We start from the raw sequence: 17,245 nt of genomic DNA, 5'->3' as shown, positions 1-17,245 counted from the left end.
GACCTGTCGCTGGCCGGGTTGTGACCGCCCGGCGGTTGACTGCGACATCGACCACACGATTCCCCGTGGCGATGGTGGTGCCACTCATGGGTCGAATCTCAAATGTTATTGTCGCACACATCATTTGGTGAAGACTTTCTGGGGTTGGCGGGACCAGCAATTGCCGGATGGGACGGTGATTTTGACCTCGCCGACAGGGCAGACCTACGTCACCACGCCGGGCAGTTCCCTGTTGTTTCCGCGCTTATGCGTGCCTACCGGGGATTTGAAGCCGCCGGCGCGACGCGGCGACGACCGCTGCGGGGCGTGTCATTCCATCTGTGTAAGTCCGGGGTGGTCCATCATCGGACCGCCGTTGGGGCGGACAGAAGGAGTGTTTTGTGACCAAGACCACGCAGTCACCGGCTGAGGACAAGACGGCGGCCCGACGGTTGGCGGAGACGTTCACCACCGAGACGCTGGATTCGTTGATCACCGATGCGGTGAAGTCGGGGACGCCGATCGACGGCGCGGACGGTTTGCTCAACGAGTTGACCAAGGCGGTGCTCGAGCGGGCCCTGAACTCGGAGCTGACCCATCACCTGGGCTACGAAGCCGGGGACCCGGCCGGACGTGGATCGGGTAATTCCCGCAATGGCACCACGCCGAAAACGGTGACCACCGTCAATGGTCCGGTGCGTATCGATGCGCCGCGGGATCGCAATGGTTCGTTTGAGCCGGCGATCGTGCCGAAGAAGACCCGCCGGCTCAACAACATCAATTCGGTGGTGCTGTCGCTGTATTCACGAGGCATGACCACCCGCGATATCGAAGCCCATCTGGCTGAGGTGTACGGGGCATCGGTGTCGCGGGAGCTGATCTCCAACATCACCGACGTGGTCGTCGATGAGATCAAGGCCTGGCAGTCGCGCCCGCTTGATGAGGTCTATCCGATCCTCTACATCGACGGTCTGCGGCTGCGGGTCGGCGACAATGGGGTCATCACCACCAAGGTGGCCTATCTGGCCATCGGCGTGGATATCGACGGCCGCAAACACGCCCTGGGCTGCTGGATCCAAGACACCGAGGGCGCCAAGTTCTGGCAGAAGGTCGTCATCGATCTACGCAACCGCGGGGTACGCGACATCCTCATCGCCTGCTGTGATGGCTTGACCGGACTGCCCGATGCGATCCGTTCGATCTACCCCGACACCGTCGTGCAAACCTGCGTGGTGCACGTCATCCGCAATGCGATGCGGTTCGTGTCCTATAAGGATCGCCGCAAGGTTGCGACCGCGATGCGCTCCATCTATTCGGCACCCACGGTGGACGCCGCCGAATTGGCCCTCAAGGACTTCGACCGCGAGTTCGGCGCCCAATACCCCGGGGCGATCGACGTGTGGCGGGGCGCCTGGGCCGAGTTCACCCCGTTCCTGGATTACCCGGTCGAGCTGCGCAAGATCGTCTACACCACCAACGCCATCGAGTCGATCAACTTCCAGCTGCGCAAGATCACCAAGAACCGCGGCCATTTCCCCGACAAGGACGCCGCAATGAAGTTGCTGTACCTGGGGCTGCGCAACATCTCCAGCGAGCGAGGAGGCTTCTCAGGGACCGGAACCTACAACTGGACTGTGGCGCTGAACACATTGTCCAAACTGTTTCCCGGACGAATCCCATTGTGCTAGAGTGGGATTCGTCGTTAAGTCACCTCTGACTTACACAAAATTCGTGACAGGCTCCCGCTGCGGTGACCGCGTCGCGATGATGCCCCGACGTCGCCGCACCCGCGCCCAGAACCGGGCCACCCGAATCGCCGCGGAACGCAACCAAAACCGCCGCGCCCGAGAAGCCCGGCTGCGGGCCAACCGCGTCGCCTGGACCGGCGTAGCGCCACCGGGGGCCGACGACGACCCGCCCCCGTTCTGAGCGGGAGGTTAGCGCCGGACCGGCAGCGGCGAGTGATACCCGGCCATCGTGTGCAGCACCGGTGCCGCGGCTCGGGCCGCCACCACGCCGTAGGCGTCCTCGTTCTGCAACGCCCACACCTCGGCATCGCCGAAGCCGCGGTCGATGCGGTCCCGCACGAACGCCAGCTCGACGACCTGGGCGGCGAACTTCTTGACCGACCGGCCGGCCGGGCGCCCGCCGATGCGCGTCGCCTCGCGGATCGCCAGCTTGCGGCTGCGGATCGACCCCAGCCAGGTCGCCTCGTTGGGGCTGATCAGGCCCCCCGCCGCCATCGCGGGCAGCTTCGAGGCGACCAGCTGCTGTTCGTGCCGGCGGCTCAGCACGCCCAGCACCACCATCAGCAGGAACACCGGGACCATCCAGAACAGGTAGGTCACCAGGAAGAGCCGACCGCCGCCCGCGGCCAGCGACGCGTTCCACGAGGCGTGCATGATCACCGCCCCCAGGTAGCCGAGCAGGATCACGAAGGCCTTCGACCAGAACCCGTGGCGGCGCAGTGCGAAGAACACCCCGATGCCGGTCATCGTGGTGAACAGCGGGTGGGCGAAGGGTCCGAAGATCAGCCGCGCAATGGCCACCGCCGCCATCTTGGCGGGCGAATCGGCCGGCGCGATGTAGACGATGTCCTCCATCCAGGCGAAACCCACCGCGGTGACCCCGGCGTAGACCATGCAGTCGGTCAGCGAGTTCAGTTCGTGGCGCCGGCGGCCGGTCAACATGATCAGCAGGAACAGCCCCTTGGCCGCCTCCTCGATGAACGGCGCCTGGATCGCCGCCATGTCGAAGGCCTTCGACACCAGCGGGCGCACCGTGGCCACCGAGGACCCGAATGTCTCCAAGCCCACCGCGAGCAGCACGGCGACCGAGGCGCCCCACAGGAACGCCAGCTGCAGCAGGCGTCGCGGTTCGGGCTCCCACCGGTCCAGCCACCGGTAGCACAACAGCACCACCAGCATCGAGATGCTCGCCAGTACCAGGGCGGTCAGCGTGCCGCCCGGGTTGGCCGCGGTGAACAGCAGCAGCAACAGTGCGGTGAGGATGCTGAGCAGGATGATGACGATGAGCGGCGCTCCGACCTTCCGGCGGTTCCGCATCTGAGGCATAGCGACGCAGCGTAGCCACCGGTTTGTCCAGCGTGCAACGCGTCGAGTAGCCTCAACAGGTAGGCCTCGACTAGTCCTAGATCAAAATCGTGGGCCACCGCATGCCCAGCATGCGTGACAAGACCCCGTCCCTACTACGTCAACTTGTCCGGAGCAACCCAACACATGCCAAGTCCCACCGTCACCTCGCCGCAAGTAGCCGTCAACGACATCGGCTCGGCCGAGGACTTTCTCGCCGCCATCGACAAAACGATCAAGTACTTCAACGATGGCGACATCGTGGAAGGGACGATCGTCAAGGTTGACCGGGACGAGGTCCTGCTCGACATCGGCTACAAGACCGAAGGGGTCATCCCCTCCCGCGAGCTGTCCATCAAGCACGACGTCGACCCCCACGAGGTGGTGTCCGTCGGTGACGAGGTCGAGGCTCTGGTCCTCACCAAGGAGGACAAAGAGGGTCGGCTGATCCTGTCCAAGAAGCGCGCCCAGTACGAGCGCGCCTGGGGCACCATCGAGGAGCTCAAGGAGAAGGACGAGGCTGTCAAGGGCACCGTCATCGAGGTCGTCAAGGGCGGCCTGATCCTCGACATCGGCCTGCGCGGCTTCCTGCCTGCCTCGCTGGTGGAGATGCGCCGGGTCCGTGACCTGCAGCCCTACATCGGCAAAGAGATCGAAGCCAAGATCATCGAGCTGGACAAGAACCGCAACAACGTGGTGTTGTCGCGTCGCGCCTGGCTGGAGCAGACCCAGTCCGAGGTGCGCAGCGAGTTCCTCAACCAGCTGCAGAAGGGCGCCGTCCGCAAGGGCGTGGTGTCCTCGATCGTCAACTTCGGCGCCTTCGTCGACCTGGGCGGCGTGGACGGCCTGGTGCACGTCTCCGAGCTGTCCTGGAAGCACATCGACCACCCGTCGGAGGTGGTTCAGGTGGGCGACGAGGTCACCGTCGAGGTGCTCGACGTCGACATGGACCGCGAACGGGTTTCGTTGTCGCTCAAGGCCACCCAGGAAGACCCGTGGCGGCACTTCGCCCGCACCCACGCGATCGGTCAGATCGTTCCGGGCAAGGTCACCAAGCTGGTGCCGTTCGGTGCGTTCGTCCGCGTCGAGGAGGGCATCGAGGGCCTGGTCCACATCTCCGAGCTGGCTGAGCACCACGTCGAGGTGCCGGACCAGGTGGTCGCGGTCGGCGACGACGCCATGGTCAAGGTCATCGACATCGACCTGGACCGCCGCCGGATCTCGCTGAGCCTCAAGCAGGCCAACGAGGACTACACCGAGGAGTTCGACCCCTCGAAGTACGGCATGGCCGACAGCTACGACGAGCAGGGCAACTACATCTTCCCCGAGGGCTTCGACGCCGAGACCAACGAGTGGATCGAGGGTTTCGACAAGCAGCGCGCCGAGTGGGAGGCCCGCTACGCCGAGGCCGAGCGCCGGCACAAGATGCACACCACGCAGATGGAGAAGTTCGCCGCTGCCGAGCACGCCGAGCCCTCGCGTTCCGCCGCCAACGGGTCGCACCGCGACGAGGCGCCGGCCGGCGGTTCGCTGGCCAGCGATGAGCAGCTCGCCGCGTTGCGGGAGAAGCTCGCCGGTAACAGCGCCTAGCCCGCGCCCGGGCGCGGTGAAGGGGCGCAGATGCTGCGTATCGGTCTGACCGGCGGTATCGGCGCCGGTAAGTCGACGGTCTCGGCTGCCTTCAGCCGGTGCGGTGGAGTCATCGTCGACGGTGACGTCATTGCCCGTGAAGTAGTGGAGCCCGGTACCGAAGGCCTCGCCAAATTGGTCGAGGCCTTCGGGCCGGGCATCCTGCTTCCAGACGGAGCATTGGACCGTCCGGCGCTGGCCGCGATCGCCTTCAGCGACGACGACAAGCGGGCCACGCTGAACGGCATCGTGCATCCGCTGGTGGCGCAACGGCGTTCGGAGTTGATCGCTGCGGCCGGTGATGAAGCGGTGATCGTCGAGGACATCCCGCTACTGGTTGAATCCCAGATGGCGCCGCTGTTCCCGCTGGTGGTCGTGGTGCATGCGGAGATAGAGACGCGTGTGGCGCGGCTCCGTCAGTACCGCGGTATGTCGGAGGAGGACGCGCGGGCGCGGATCGCCGCGCAGGCCACCGAGCCGCAGCGCCGCGACGTGGCCGACGTCTGGCTGGACAACTCCGGCAGCCCGGATGATCTCGCGGCGCAGGCGCTGGGGCTATGGCACCATCGCATCCTGCCGTTCGCGCACAACCTCACCGCCCGCCGGACGGTGCCGTCCCCGACGCAGCTGATGCCGGCCGATCCGACCTGGCCGGATCAGGCGCAACGGATACTGGCCCGGGTGCGCACCGCCTGCGGGCACCGGGCGTTGCGTGTGGATCACATCGGCTCCACCGCGGTCACCGGCCTGGATGCCAAGGACGTGATCGACGTGCAGGTCACGGTGGAATCCCTCGCGGTGGCCGACGAACTCGCCGAGGACCTGCTGCGCGCCGGCTACCCCCGTGTCGGGGCGATCACCGCCGACCGCGGCAAGCCCGACGCCCGCAGCACTGTGGCGGAGTTCGACCACACGGAGGATCCGGCCCTGTGGCAGAAGCGGTTTCATGCCTCCGCCGACCCGGGACGGGCCACCAACGTCCACATCCGCCTCGACGGCCGGCCCAATCAGCAGTTCGCCCTGCTGTTTCCCGCCTGGCTGTCCGCCGACGCCGACGCACGCACCGACTACCTGTCGGTCAAGCGCGACGCGGAACGTGCCGGTGCCGACGGCGGCATCGAAGCGTACGCCGAGGTCAAGGAACCCTGGTTCGACACCGCCTACCGGCAGGCGTGGGCATGGGCCGACGACACCGGATGGCGCCCCTGAGCGGCCAAGCGCCGGTCAGGCCATGCTGCTGATCAGGGCACCGCACAGCATCGCGCCGTTGCGCGGGTCGTTGCTGTTGGCCCAAGTGGTGACGAACCGATCGCTCTTGACGGCCACCACGTCGTCGACGTGGATCTCGCAGTGCACGTTCGCCGAGGACGGCCAGCGCAGCCGGATCACCATGCCCGCCTTGCTGGGATCGGTCATCACGGTGTTGGCCTCGAACGGTGCCCCGAAACCGTCGAGGTCCGCGCTGGCGGTCTCGTAGTCGTTGCGCATGAAGGTGACGACACTTCCCTGGGTCCATGCGTCGACCCGCGCGATGTAGGTCACGTTGTGCAGCTCGTCGGCGGCCGCCGCCGGCACTGGGATCAGCTGACCGGAACCGAGGAGGGCCGCGGCGGTCGCGGTGGCGACACCGATTCGCAGGTTGGCGTTCATATCCGCGCAGTTTACCTCGGTCACGGGAGTGACTCCGGGCGTCACGCGTCACATCTGCCGCGCGCTGACTACCGAGACCCGGTAAGGCCATCACTGACCGGCCAGGTCACCGGCATACCCTGGCCGGCCAGCCAGCGGTGCAGGTCGTAGTCGTGCCGGGCCAGGCCGTCCACGGCGGTCACGGCGCGAGCCACCGCCCGCTCCGCGTCGTCCTGAGCCAGCAGGCCCAGCCGCACGGCGGCCATCAGCTCGTCGGTGTCGGTGAGTTCGACGCCGGCCCCGGTACGCACCACCAGATCCAGGTAGTGGTCCCGGGAGTGCCAGACCGCCGGCCCCGCGGTGTATTCGCCGATGTCGAGATAGAAGTCCTGGTCGCGTTCGTGGCCGGGGTTGAAATGGAAGACCGTCGCGCGCAGCCCCAGCGCGGGCAGCAGCCACGATTCCAGGTAGTGGAACTGGGCCCGGCCCGGGGTGGGGCGGGCCAGGTAGAGGCCCCACGGCTGCACCGTGTAGACGTCGACGGCGCGCACCACCCCTTTCGGGTCGGTGTTAGTGTAGGCGGCCAGGTCGAAGGTCTCTTCCTTGGGTGAATGCACCTGGTGCACCTCGATGCCCTTCTGCTCTGGCTGCGCTGTCAGCGGCCACGCTTACTCTGGTTTCGTGGCTTTCGCAACGGAACACCCCATCGTCGCGCATTCGGAGTACCGGCCGGCCGCCGACGCCGTGGAAGGCATCGTCCGGGCCGGCGGGCGGTTCGATGTGGTCAGCGAGTACCAGCCGGCCGGCGACCAGCCGACGGCCATCGCCGACCTGGAACGCCGGATCACGTCGGGGGAGAAGGACGTGGTGCTGCTCGGCGCCACCGGCACCGGCAAGTCGGCCACCGCGGCCTGGCTGATCGAACGGCTGCAGCGGCCCACCCTGGTGATGGCGCCGAACAAGACGCTGGCCGCGCAACTGGCCAATGAGCTACGAGAGATGCTGCCGCACAACGCAGTCGAGTACTTCGTCTCCTACTACGACTACTACCAGCCGGAAGCCTACATAGCGCAGACCGACACCTACATCGAGAAGGACAGCTCCATCAACGACGACGTGGAGCGGTTGCGCCATTCCGCGACGTCCAGCCTGCTGTCGCGGCGCGACGTGGTGGTGGTGGCGTCGGTGTCCTGCATCTATGGCCTGGGCACCCCGCAGTCCTACCTGGACCGCTCGGTGGAGCTGCAGGTCGGTACGGAGGTGCCGCGCGACGGCCTGCTCCGGCTGCTGGTCGACGTCCAGTACACCCGCAACGACATGGCGTTCACCCGCGGCTCGTTCCGGGTGCGCGGCGACACCGTCGAGATCATCCCGTCCTATGAGGAGCTGGCCGTCCGCATCGAGTACTTCGGCGACGAGATCGAGGCGCTGTACTACCTGCACCCGCTCACCGGGGATGTGGTCCGCAAGGTCGACTCGCTGCGCATCTTCCCCGCCACGCACTACGTCGCCGGCCCGGAACGGATGTCGCAGGCGATCTCCACCATCGAGGAGGAGCTGGCCGCCCGGCTCGATGAGCTGGAGCGCCACGGCAAGCTGCTGGAAGCCCAGCGCCTGCGGATGCGCACCAACTACGACATCGAGATGATGCGCCAGGTCGGGTTCTGCTCGGGTATCGAGAACTACTCGCGGCACATCGACGCTCGTGGTGCGGGCACTCCGCCGGCCACCCTGCTGGACTACTTCCCGGAAGACTTCCTGCTCATCATCGACGAGTCGCACGTCACCGTGCCGCAGATCGGCGGCATGTATGAGGGCGACATGTCGCGCAAGCGCAATCTGGTGGAGTACGGGTTCCGGCTGCCGTCGGCATGCGACAACCGGCCGCTGACCTGGGAGGAATTCGCCGACCGGATCGGGCAGACGGTCTACATGTCGGCCACCCCGGGGCCCTATGAGCTGAGCCAGGCCGGCGGCGAGTTCGTCGAGCAGGTGATCCGCCCGACCGGCCTGGTGGACCCGAAGGTGGTGGTCAAACCTACCAAGGGCCAGATCGACGACCTGATCGCCGAGATCCGGCAGCGCGCGGCGGCCGACGAACGGGTGCTGGTGACCACGCTGACCAAGAAGATGGCCGAAGACCTCACCGACTACCTGCTGGAGATGGGGATCCGGGTGCGCTACCTGCACTCCGAGGTCGACACGCTGCGCCGGGTGGAGCTGCTGCGCCAGCTGCGGCTCGGCGACTACGACGTGCTGATCGGCATCAACCTGCTGCGGGAGGGCCTGGACCTGCCGGAAGTGTCGCTGGTGTCGATTCTCGACGCCGACAAGGAGGGCTTCCTGCGTTCGACCCGCAGCCTGATCCAGACCATCGGCCGCGCCGCCCGCAACGTCTCCGGCGAGGTGCACATGTACGCCGACAAGATCACCGACTCCATGCGGGAGGCCATCGACGAGACCGAACGCCGCCGGGCCAAGCAGGTCGCCTACAACGAGGCCAACGGCATCGACCCGCAGCCGCTGCGCAAGAAGATCGCCGACATTCTCGACCAGGTCTACCGGGAGGCGGAGGACACCGAGACCGTTGCGGTCGCCGGGTCGGGCCGTAACGCCTCGCGGGGGCGGCGGGCGCAGGGGGAGCCCGGCCGCGCGGTGAGCGCCGGGGTGTTCGAGGGCCGCGACACCAGCAACATGCCGCGCGCCGAACTGGCGGACCTGATCAAGGATCTGACCGAGCAGATGATGAACGCCGCTCGTGATCTGCAGTTCGAGCTGGCAGCGCGAATACGCGACGAGATCGCCGACCTCAAAAAGGAGTTGCGGGGCATGGACGCGGCCGGGCTCAAGTGACGCGCCACGGGGCCGATCGGTTTTCGCGTGTTGTAGTGATCCGTGATTGACTTCAAGCGGTGGTGGATCTGACTGAAGCGGTGATGAGCGACTCCGCTGTAAACACTGGCAGCTGGCGTGAGCTGCTCGGTCGGCGCTACTTGGGCACTTCGGCCGTGCTGGCCGGCGGTGTCGCCCTCTACGCCACCAACGAGTTTCTGACGATCAGCCTGCTGCCCAGCACGGTCCGGGACATCGGCGGTGAGCGGTTCTACGCCTGGGTGACCACCCTGTACCTGGTCGGGTCGGTGATTTCCGCGGCTGCGGCGAACGCGGTGCTGGTCCGGGTGGGTTCCCGGTCGGCCTACCTGCTGGGCCTGCTCTCGTTCGGCCTGGGCGCGGTGGTCTGTGCACTGGCTCCCCAGATGGAGGTGCTGCTGATCGGCCGCACCCTGCAGGGCATGGGGGGCGGCCTGCTGGCCGGGCTGGGCTATGCCCTGATCAACGCGGTGCTGCCCAGCTGGCTGTGGACCAGGGCTTCGGGTCTGGTGTCAGCCATGTGGGGGGTGGGCACCCTGGTGGGCCCGGCGGCCGGAGGTCTGTTCGCCCAGTTCGGCATCTGGCGGTGGGCGTTCGGTGTGATGGCGGTGCTGTCCGGTGTGATGGCCGTGGCGGTGAGCGTGGTGTTGACGGCCGGGCGCAGCGGCCACCGCGGTGAACCGATGAAGATCCCCGTCCGATCGCTGCTGCTGCTCGGTGGCGCCGCACTGGCGGTCAGCGTCGCGCAGCTGCCGCGCAACCTCATCGGTGCGACGGGTCTGTTGCTCGCGGGCGCGATCCTGCTGATGGTCTTCCTGTTCGTGGACCGGCGTTCGTCGGCGGCGGTGTTGCCGCCCAGCGCGTTTCACCCGGGCCGGGAGAAGTGGATCTACTTGACTCTGGGCCTGCTGATGGCCACCACGAAGGCCAACCTGTACATCCCGCTGCTCGGGCAGCGGCTGGCCCACCTGCCGCCGGTGATGGCCGGATTCTTGGGCGCCGCCCTGTCGACCGGCTGGACGTTCAGTGAGATCGCCAGCGCCTCGGTGAGCAAGGCGCGCGTGGTCATCGGGCTGGTGATCAGCGCGCCGCTGGTGATGTCCGCCGGCTTGGCGGTGGTCGCGTTCGCCCGCATGAACCACTACAACCCGACTGCGGTCGCCGCGATCTGGGCACTGGCGCTGCTGGTGGTGGGCGTCGGCGTCGGCGCCGGCTGGCCGCACCTGTCGGCGTGGGCGATGAGCTGCGTCGACGATCCCGCCGAGGGCGGTACGGCCGCCGCGGCGATCAACACCGTTCAGCTGATCGGCGGAGCGTTCGGTGCCGGGTTCGCCGGTCTGGTGGTCAACACCGCGATGAGCGCCGGTGCCCCGGCGGCCCGTTGGCTGTTCGCGATCTTCGCCGTGCTCGCCGCCGCGGGTTGCCTGGTCGCCTATCGCGCCACCCGCGGTTCCGGTGCACTGGTCGGCGGCGCCGCCTGAAGCGGTCCAACGGGTTCAGCGGGTGGCTTTGATGACCTGGCTGTAGGTGAATTGCCAGCGCTCGACGACGTGGAAGCCCAGCGTGTGTAGCACCCGGCCGTCGGGTGTGCGCGCGAACCGGTGACCCGGTGGCAGCATCACCGCGAGCTGATGGGCCGGAAGGCTGCGGTCGTGATCGGTGATCGTCCAGATCGTCGGGCACCGGTCGAGCTGATCGGTCAACGCCCACACCGCCAGGTGGCCATCCCACAACCTCCCCAAGGTCTGGCGGTGCGGGCCCAGACCGGGGTCACGCAGCTTCGCGAACGCCTCGGGGCGCCCGGCCGGCAGCGCCCGGATCGGGCCGGGTAACCATCGGGTGGTGTTGTCGATCAGTAGGCAGTCCCCGTCGCCTGCGTGCGCGGCGACCACGTCGGCCACCGCGCTGTAGTCCCAGCCTTCCTTGGTGTACCGGCCACGTTGATTGACAACGTAATTGGGAACCGCCGCGATCACCAGCACGGCGACGACGCCGATGACCGCGCGGCGCGAACCGGCGAGTGTGGTGACGGCCAGCGCCAGGGCGATGGCCATCGCCGGAGCCGTGCTGATCAGATAACGCGGGTAGTAAACGGGTTTCACCATCGCCGAATAGGCCACCGTCGCCAGCGTCGGGATGAGCATCCACGCGACGCACAGCACCACCAGCCGTCGCCTGTCGTTGTCGAGTGCCGGGCGGGCGTCGGTCCGAACAGCGACGACCGCGACGGCGATCACAAGCCACGCCAGGATCGCGAACGGCACGCTCTTGTCGAAGTACTGCTGCTGGGCGATCTCGACGGCGGTGTGCCAGTCCAGCGGGTCGATCCAGGCGATCTGACGGATCTGCCCCTGACTGAACCACAGGAACGGGGCGACTGCCGCCAGTGCGCTGCCGGCCGCCACCGCCCACCGCCGCGTCGTCGAGCGTTCGTACTCCGGCGACCGCAGGACCGTCGCGTGTACCGCGACCATGAGCACCATGAAGGTGTTCAGCAGCGTCGATGCCACCACCGCCAGGCTGTACGCCACCCACAGCGGCCCGGTATCACGGCGAGCCGCGGTCACACACAGCACGGTGAGCCACACCGCGGCCATGGCCGAGAACGCGTACGGGCGCGCTTCGACCCCGGCCCACGTCACCCGTGGCAGCACCGCATAGAGCACACCGGCGCACACCGACGCCTGCCGGCCGGCGAATCGACGCGTCAGGACCACCACACCGGCGGCGCCTGCGCCCACCGCCAGGCAGCTCGGCAACCGCGACCAGAACTCGGTCGCCGGGAAGATCGCGAACCAGCCGTGCATGAACAGGTAGTACAGGCCGTGCACCGCGTCGATATGGGTCAGCAGATGCCACAGTTCGGGCAGCGAGCGGTGCGTCGACGCCGAGATCGTGGCGGCCTCGTCGAACCACGTCGACGGCCGGCTCGCGCCGATGGCGCTGATCACCGTCGCCGCGACCACGATCACGACGGCATCCGGCGGGCGGAGCCGACGGCGGGGCGGTTCCGCGACCGTGTGCACCGGTGCCCGGTCGGTAAGGGTGAGGGTGATGACACCTCACGTTACCTTCGGCCCGCGTGTCAGCTACGTCACCAAGCCTCGAAACCGCGCTTTTGGGCCGGTCAGGCGGCTGTGCTTGCCGCCGCATAGGCGACATGTGACGCCAATCGCCCCCATCGTGGCCGCCGACGCGTTAATGTCGCCATGGCTCGATTTGCGAGCAGGGCAACTATTCACCGGGAGGGATTACGGATGAGCGGCTACAAGACCGTGGTGGTCGGAACGGACGGCTCGGATTCGTCGCTGCGCGCCGTCGACCGTGCGGGTCACCTGGCATCCGGTGAGGGCGCGAAGGTGATCATCGCCACCGCCTACCTGCCGCACGCCGACGACCCGCGGGCCGCCGACGCTCTCAAGGACGAGGGCTACCAGGCGTCCGGGAACGCCCCCATCTACGCCATCCTCAAGGAGGCCAAGGAGCGGGCTATCGCCGCCGGCGCCTACGAGGTGGAGGAGCGGGCCATTGTCGGCGCCCCGGTCGACGCGCTGGTGGAACTGGCGGAGTCGGTCAAGGCCGACCTGCTGGTGGTCGGCAACGTCGGGCTGAGCACCATCGCCGGGCGGTTGCTGGGGTCCGTGCCGGCCAACGTGTCGCGGCGTTCCAAGATCGACGTGCTGATCGTGCACACCACCGGCTGACCGGCGGGGGAGTCACCAGCCTCGTTCGCGCCACTCCGCCAGATGCGGGCGCTCGGTCCCGAGCGTCGTGTCATCACCGTGCCCGGGATAGACGACGGTGTCGTCATCGAACCGGTCGAACACCTTGCGGCTCACATCACCCAGTAGGCGCTCGAAATCTCCAGGCTGCCAGGTCTTTCCAACCCCGCCCGGGAACAGGCAGTCACCGGTGAACAACTGCGTCACACCGCCGGTGGGCGCGCCGTCGAGCGCCAGGGCCACCGAGCCCTCGGTGTGCCCCTGCAGGTGAATCACATCGAAGGTCAGGTCACCCACCGTCACGGTGTCGCCGTCGGCCAGCAGGCGGTCCGGGGTCACCGGCAGCGGCTCGGCGTCCAGGCCGTGCGCCGCGGTGGGCGCCCCGGTCGCCTCGACCAGCGCCGTGAGCGCCTGCCAGTGGTCGAAGTGCTGGTGGCTGGTGACGATAAGAGCCACGTCCGGGGCATGCTCGCGCACCAGCGCCACCAGGGTCTCGGCGTCGTTGGCCGCGTCGATCAGCAGCGTCTTCCCCGTATTCGTGCAGGTCACAAGGTAGGCGTTGTTGTCCATCGGACCCACCGACATCTTGATGATCGAGGCTCCGGGCAGGGTGCGGCGGGCCGCGGTGCCAGGCTCGACATGCCCGGTGTAGCTGTCGTCAACCGAGATCTCAGTCGTCATATCCGCCACGGTACTGGCCGTGAACTGGGTGTCGGTACCGCCACCTAGCATGGACGCGTGGCTGACCGGCTGATCGTCAAGGGTGCGCGTGAACACAACCTGCGCAGTGTGGACCTGGACCTGCCGCGCGACGCGCTGATCGTCTTCACCGGGCTGTCCGGATCGGGCAAATCCTCGCTCGCCTTCGACACGATCTTCGCCGAAGGCCAGCGCCGCTACGTCGAATCCCTGTCGGCTTATGCCCGCCAGTTCCTCGGCCAGATGGACAAACCCGACGTCGACTTCATCGAGGGCCTGTCGCCGGCGGTGTCCATCGACCAGAAATCCACCAACCGCAACCCGCGTTCGACGGTCGGCACCATCACCGAGGTGTATGACTACCTGCGGCTGCTCTACGCGCGGGCCGGCACGCCGCACTGCCCGGTCTGCGGTGAGCGCATCGCCCGCCAGACCCCGCAGCAGATCGTCGATCAGGTGCTGGCCATGGATGAGGGCCTGCGGTTCCAGGTGCTGGCCCCGGTGGTGCGCACCCGCAAGGGCGAGTTCGCCGACCTGTTCGAGAAGCTGAACACCCAGGGCTACAGCCGGGTCCGGGTCGACGGCGTGGTGCACTCGCTCACCGACCCGCCCAAGCTCAAGAAGCAGGAGAAACACGACGTCGACGTCGTGGTGGACCGGCTGACGGTCAAGGAGTCGGCCAAGCAGCGGCTCACCGATTCGGTCGAGACGGCGCTGGGCCTGGCTGACGGGATCGTGGTGCTGGAGTTCGTCGACCGCGAAGAACACCACCCGCATAGGGAGCAGCGGTTCTCCGAGAAGCTGGCCTGCCCCAACGGGCACGCGCTGGCCGTCGACGACCTGGAGCCGCGGTCGTTCTCGTTCAACTCGCCCTACGGCGCCTGCCCGGACTGCGCCGGGCTGGGCATCCGCAAGGAGGTCGACGCCGATCTGGTGGTGCCCGACCCGGACCGCACCCTGGCCGAGGGCGCGGTGGCGCCGTGGTCGATGGGTCCCACCAGTGAGTACTTCACCAGAATGATGGCCAGTCTCGGTGAGGCCATGGGTTTCGATGTCGACACCCCGTGGCGCCGGCTGCCGGCCAAGGCCCGCAAGGCGATTCTGGAGGGCTCCGACGAGCAGGTGCACGTGCGCTACCGCAACCGCTACGGCCGGACCCGCTCCTACTACACCGACTTCGAAGGTGTGATGGCGTTCCTGCAGCGCAAGATGGAGCAGACCGAGTCCGAGCAGATGAAGGAACGCTACGCCGGGTTCATGCGGGATGTGCCGTGCCCGGAATGCGCCGGCACCCGGCTCAAGCCGGAGATCCTGGCGGTGACGCTGGCCGCCGGTGATTACGGCAGCAAATCCATTGCGCAGGTGTGTGATCTGTCGATCGCGGACTGCGCGGACTTCCTCAACGCGCTGACCCTGGGCCCGCGCGAGCAGGCCATCGCCGGCCAGGTGCTCAAGGAGATCCAGTCCCGGTTGAGCTTCCTGCTCGACGTCGGCCTGGAGTACCTGACGCTCTCCCGCGCGGCCGGAACGCTGTCCGGTGGTGAGGCGCAACGCATTCGGCTGGCCACCCAGATCGGTTCGGGCCTGGTCGGGGTGCTCTACGTGCTGGACGAGCCGTCCATCGGGCTGCATCAGCGGGACAACCGGCGGCTTATCGAAACCCTGGTCCGGCTCCGCGATCTGGGCAACACCCTGATCGTCGTCGAGCACGACCTGGACACCATCGCTCACGCCGACTGGATCGTGGACATCGGTCCGGCCGCCGGTGAGCACGGCGGCAAGATCGTGCACAGCGGGCCCTACAGCGAGTTGCTGGCCAACACCGATTCGATCACCGGGGCTTACCTGTCCGGAGCGAAAAGCATTGCCGTGCCTGCAGCCCGTCGCAAGGTTGACCCCAAGCGTCAACTCGGCGTGGTCGGCGCGCGTGAGCACAACCTGTCCGGTGTCGACGTGGCCTTTCCGCTCGGGGTGCTCACCGCGGTCACCGGGGTGTCCGGCTCGGGCAAGTCGACGCTGGTCAACGACATCTTGGCGACGGTGCTGGCCAACAAGCTCAACGGTGCCCGCCTGGTGCCCGGTCGGCACACCCGGATCACCGGGCTGGACCACCTGGACAAGCTGGTGCGGGTCGACCAGTCGCCGATCGGGCGCACCCCGCGGTCGAACCCCGCCACCTACACCGGGGTGTTCGACAAGATCCGCACGCTGTTCGCCGCGACCACCGAGGCCAAGGTCCGCGGCTATCAGCCGGGCCGGTTCTCGTTCAACGTCAAGGGCGGCCGCTGTGAGGCGTGCACCGGTGACGGCACCATCAAGATCGAGATGAACTTCCTGCCGGATGTCTATGTGCCCTGCGAGGTCTGCCACGGCGCCCGCTACAACCGGGAGACCCTGGAAGTGCACTACAAGGGCAAGACCATCGCCGAGGTGCTGGACATGTCGATCGAGGAGGCGGCGGAGTTCTTCGAGCCGATCACCGGCATCCACCGCTACCTGCGCACCCTGGTCGACGTCGGCCTCGGCTATGTGCGGCTGGGCCAGCCGGCGCCGACGCTGTCCGGCGGGGAGGCGCAGCGGGTGAAGCTGGCCTCCGAGCTGCAGAAGCGTTCCACCGGGCGAACGGTCTACATCCTCGACGAGCCCACCACCGGACTGCACTTCGAAGACATCGCCAAACTGCTGGGCGTCATCAACGGCCTTGTCGACAAAGGCAATACGGTGATCGTCATCGAGCACAACCTCGATGTGATCAAGACCGCGGACTGGATCATCGACATGGGACCCGAAGGCGGCGCCGGCGGCGGGACGGTGGTGGCCACCGGCACCCCGGAGGATGTCGTGGCCGTTCCGGAGAGCTACACCGGCAAGTTCCTGGCCGAGATCCTCGGCCCACCGGCTAAACCCGCCACTGCCGCCAAGCGTCGACGTAAGGCCAGCGCTTAGCTGTCGTCGGGCAGCAACCGGAATGCCGGAGCGCCGTTCAGGGGCACGACAGCCCGGAAGTCGCGGCGGTCGAGCGTGAGCACCGCGTAGGTTTCATACTGTTCGGCCAACACGACGGAGACTGCATCGGTGAGGTCGAGTCGCAAAGCGGCGTAACGATTTTGGACTGTTCGCGCGGTCCGCAGTGTGGAGGCGGTAACGGCTGCGATGGTGACGCGTCCGGTGCGGTCCTGGGCCAGTAGCCAATCGTTGATCGCCAGTGCCGCCTTTCTGCTGACGTTCCGGGTGGCGATGCGTTCGATCTCAAGGAGAACCAAGGGGGAGATGACGGTCATTGGCGCCTCGATCAGGACCTGCCGTGCTGCGGTGTGCTCCGGGTCGTCCACGTTGAAGGCTGCCACCAGCCCGGACGTGTCTCCCACGAGGATCATTCGGTAGTGCGCCCAGCAGCCTCAGCGACTACCTGATGGATCTCGTCAGCCGTCACCGGATGTCCGAAGCTCATCGCGGGAATGTCCCAGTCCTCAGACCAGCGACGGGCCCTCAAGGCGGCAAGGTGGAAGGCCTCGCGGAAGTACTCGGACTCGGGTCGTCCGTCCCTCGCGGCCGCCTCCTTGATCACCGCGAGGTCGTCCTCGTCGACCATCACCGTCGTCTTCTTCAGAGCCATATGGTTAT

15 protein-coding genes and 1 pseudogene are annotated in these 17,245 nt (G+C 67.3%); 9 read left to right on the top strand and 7 right to left on the bottom strand.

Going from position 1 to position 17,245, the window contains the following annotated elements:
* From AWC16_RS25140 to AWC16_RS13320, 3 genes and pseudogenes are all read left to right on the top strand, one after another.
* Window positions 1-304 (top strand): annotated as a pseudogene (locus AWC16_RS25140) (HNH endonuclease signature motif containing protein); the annotation flags it as partial.
* A 127-nt stretch (window positions 305-431) separates the two neighbouring features.
* Window positions 432-1,667, top strand: coding sequence for an IS256 family transposase (locus AWC16_RS13325; RefSeq protein ID WP_085265237.1), 1,236 nt, complete (start codon window positions 432-434; stop codon window positions 1,665-1,667).
* Between the two features lie 43 nt (window positions 1,668-1,710).
* Window positions 1,711-1,908, top strand: coding sequence for a hypothetical protein (locus AWC16_RS13320; protein ID WP_109561401.1), 198 nt, complete (start codon window positions 1,711-1,713; stop codon window positions 1,906-1,908).
* A gap of 8 nt (window positions 1,909-1,916) precedes the next feature.
* Here the strand turns inward: AWC16_RS13320 and AWC16_RS13315 are convergent, their stop codons facing one another.
* Entirely contained in the window at window positions 1,917-3,044 is a 1,128-nt protein-coding gene (locus tag AWC16_RS13315) for a PrsW family intramembrane metalloprotease (RefSeq protein ID WP_085265229.1), read from the bottom strand.
* A 174-nt stretch (window positions 3,045-3,218) separates the two neighbouring features.
* Here AWC16_RS13315 and rpsA point away from each other — a divergent pair, with 174 nt between their 5' ends.
* Complete coding sequence (rpsA, locus tag AWC16_RS13310; RefSeq protein WP_085265228.1) at window positions 3,219-4,661, top strand: 30S ribosomal protein S1; 1,443 nt, start codon at window positions 3,219-3,221, stop codon at window positions 4,659-4,661.
* 30 nt (window positions 4,662-4,691) lie between these two features.
* A complete protein-coding gene (gene coaE, locus AWC16_RS13305; protein ID WP_085265227.1) occupies window positions 4,692-5,909 on the top strand; it encodes a dephospho-CoA kinase in 1,218 nt (405 codons plus the stop codon).
* A gap of 15 nt (window positions 5,910-5,924) precedes the next feature.
* Here coaE and AWC16_RS13300 read toward each other — a convergent pair whose 3' ends face one another.
* The gene (locus tag AWC16_RS13300) at window positions 5,925-6,350 is read right to left on the bottom strand and encodes a hypothetical protein (RefSeq protein WP_085265226.1); all 426 of its coding nucleotides are present in this window, start codon (window positions 6,348-6,350) and stop codon (window positions 5,925-5,927) included.
* A 68-nt stretch (window positions 6,351-6,418) separates the two neighbouring features.
* The gene (locus AWC16_RS13295; protein ID WP_085265235.1) at window positions 6,419-6,916 is read right to left on the bottom strand and encodes a ribonuclease FAU-1 family protein; all 498 of its coding nucleotides are present in this window, start codon (window positions 6,914-6,916) and stop codon (window positions 6,419-6,421) included.
* A 94-nt stretch (window positions 6,917-7,010) separates the two neighbouring features.
* On the opposite strand from AWC16_RS13295, the gene uvrB reads away from it, so the two are divergent.
* Together uvrB and AWC16_RS13285 are read left to right on the top strand one after the other, a co-directional pair.
* Window positions 7,011-9,182 carry an excinuclease ABC subunit UvrB gene (uvrB, locus tag AWC16_RS13290; RefSeq protein WP_085265225.1) on the top strand — a complete coding sequence of 724 codons (2,172 nt, stop codon included), beginning with the start codon at window positions 7,011-7,013 and terminating at the stop codon, window positions 9,180-9,182.
* 83 nt (window positions 9,183-9,265) lie between these two features.
* Window positions 9,266-10,681: an MFS transporter gene (locus AWC16_RS13285; RefSeq protein ID WP_085265234.1), complete on the top strand. Its 1,416-nt coding sequence runs from the start codon at window positions 9,266-9,268 to the stop codon at window positions 10,679-10,681.
* A 15-nt stretch (window positions 10,682-10,696) separates the two neighbouring features.
* Here AWC16_RS13285 and AWC16_RS13280 read toward each other — a convergent pair whose 3' ends face one another.
* Entirely contained in the window at window positions 10,697-12,256 is a 1,560-nt protein-coding gene (locus AWC16_RS13280) for a glycosyltransferase family 39 protein (protein WP_085265224.1), read from the bottom strand.
* Between the two features lie 201 nt (window positions 12,257-12,457).
* On the opposite strand from AWC16_RS13280, the gene AWC16_RS13275 reads away from it, so the two are divergent.
* Entirely contained in the window at window positions 12,458-12,904 is a 447-nt protein-coding gene (locus tag AWC16_RS13275) for a universal stress protein (RefSeq protein WP_085265223.1), read from the top strand.
* Window positions 12,905-12,916: 12 nt separating this feature from the next.
* Here AWC16_RS13275 and AWC16_RS13270 read toward each other — a convergent pair whose 3' ends face one another.
* Window positions 12,917-13,603, bottom strand: coding sequence for an MBL fold metallo-hydrolase (locus AWC16_RS13270; protein WP_085265233.1), 687 nt, complete (start codon window positions 13,601-13,603; stop codon window positions 12,917-12,919).
* 57 nt (window positions 13,604-13,660) lie between these two features.
* On the opposite strand from AWC16_RS13270, the gene uvrA reads away from it, so the two are divergent.
* Complete coding sequence (gene uvrA / locus AWC16_RS13265; protein ID WP_085265222.1) at window positions 13,661-16,567, top strand: excinuclease ABC subunit UvrA; 2,907 nt, start codon at window positions 13,661-13,663, stop codon at window positions 16,565-16,567.
* On the opposite strand, the gene AWC16_RS13260 is transcribed toward uvrA, so the two are convergent.
* Window positions 16,564-16,998 (bottom strand): type II toxin-antitoxin system VapC family toxin, encoded by a 435-nt coding sequence (locus tag AWC16_RS13260; protein WP_085265221.1) that lies wholly within the window; start codon window positions 16,996-16,998, stop codon window positions 16,564-16,566. The genes uvrA and AWC16_RS13260 overlap by 4 nt on opposite strands.
* Entirely contained in the window at window positions 16,995-17,237 is a 243-nt protein-coding gene (locus AWC16_RS13255) for a ribbon-helix-helix protein, CopG family (protein WP_085265220.1), read from the bottom strand. The genes AWC16_RS13260 and AWC16_RS13255 overlap by 4 nt, the downstream gene beginning before the upstream one ends.
* Window positions 17,238-17,245: the final 8 nt, after the last annotated feature.

Origin of the sequence: Mycolicibacter longobardus (assembly GCF_002102265.1) — a bacterium.
Lineage (GTDB): Bacteria > Actinomycetota > Actinomycetes > Mycobacteriales > Mycobacteriaceae > Mycobacterium > Mycobacterium longobardum.
The sequence above is the reverse complement of the archived record's forward strand: the minus strand, read 5'-3'. Positions and strand labels throughout refer to the sequence as shown.